Origin of the sequence: Vibrio sp. 10N.247.310.17, assembly GCF_041466605.1 — a bacterium.
In the GTDB taxonomy this organism is placed as follows: Bacteria; Pseudomonadota; Gammaproteobacteria; order Enterobacterales; family Vibrionaceae; genus Vibrio; species Vibrio tasmaniensis_A.
On record NZ_JBFSTC010000221.1, the window covers coordinates 1 to 1333 of the forward strand.

1 protein-coding gene is annotated in these 1333 nt (G+C 42.8%); it reads right to left on the bottom strand.

Features of this window, described 5'->3' with window-relative positions; translation table 11 throughout:
* Positions 1-230: 230 nt before the first annotated feature.
* The gene (locus AB6D80_RS24980) at positions 231-1262 is read right to left on the bottom strand and encodes an IS110 family transposase (RefSeq protein ID WP_017100620.1); all 1032 of its coding nucleotides are present in this window, start codon (positions 1260-1262) and stop codon (positions 231-233) included.
* Positions 1263-1333: the final 71 nt, after the last annotated feature.

Sequence of the window (1333 nt, forward strand, 5' to 3'; positions counted from 1 at the left end):
TATATGGAATCCACGTATTTACAAAGTGATTTTGGTAATAAAAGTTAAGATGCGGTCGTATATTCGGCTTCTTATTGAAGGAGCTACCTTCTAGCCTTTGATGTTTTGCGCACCTACTGTCCTTATCGAGTTAGCAGCTTGCTTAGCATGACAGAACGGCCAGGTTTTCAGTAGGTTGGTCTTACCTTTTATGCTTCATCATTTTGTAAAATTTTAGAATTTGTTAGTGATTAATTAGTAAGTAATACTGGTTTGTATTCAGTCTCATACCGAAGCATTGCCCACGCAGTCCGTACCACTTTGTTCGCCAGTGCAATGCAGGCCTTCTTGAAGCCGATACGATCTATGATACTCCTCAACCAAGCATCCTTTTGAGTCTTCGGTTTTTCGGGGAGTCGTCCAACGTAAGACATTGCACCAAGATAGAGAAGGGAGCGTAGCTCCTTCACTCCACCGCATTTATCGATCCCAATCATAAAGACCTTGCCACCTGAACTGTGTTGTTTGGGTGTAAGACCAACAAACGCTGAAGCTTGTCTTCCATTCTTGAACTGCTTTCCATCACCAAGAGTTGTATAGAGCATCGCAGCTGTTGTTTCACCAACACCTTCAATTTCCATTAATCGTTGGCATGGTTCTATCTGGCGGGTTAAAGCATTTTTCTCTTTTTCGAACGCGATGAGTTTTGCTTTCAGTTCTTTATATTGCTCCCACAACATGGACAGAACGGATACAACATTTGCTGGTATTGAGGTCTCTCCATCAAGTACTGTTTGAACCGACGCTTTTAAACCTTTTTCACCTCTAGGGTTTGCTATCCCGTAGCCCAAAATCGTCCCTCTAATGTGAAGCCCTAAGGAAACCACACTACGAGATAAGAACCTACGGCTGGTTTCTAATGAATGCATAGATTGTTGTTCTAATGACTTTGGACGGCTGTACTTGATACCAATTTGGATAGCGGCATTAGCGATAGCAAGGGCATCATTATGATCAGTTTTATGTCCTTCTAGGTAGCCTTTCACTTTCTTCGGGTTGATAATCCGCACTTCGTGTCCAAACTTTTGAGCTAACTGACCCCAATAATGACATCCGCAACACCCTTCCATTGCGACAATGGAAGGCTTAGCCTTGGCAAGAAACTCTTTCATTTTCTGTCGACTTAGAGGTTTATTGGACAGCATCTCACCGTGAACACTGATATGGCAGGCTTGCAGAACATTTTTTGCTAGGTCGATAGCGATAACATTTTTAGTCAACATATTGGAGCCCTCGTTATAATGGCACTCTGCTAAGTGTAGACTGGCAGAGAGGGAGTGGATTCCATACATCA

Excerpts from the sequence above, each read along its gene's own strand:
- AB6D80_RS24980 (WP_017100620.1), bottom strand. The coding sequence starts at position 1,262 with ATGTTGACTAAAAATGTTATCGCTATCGACCTAGCAAAAAATGTTCTG.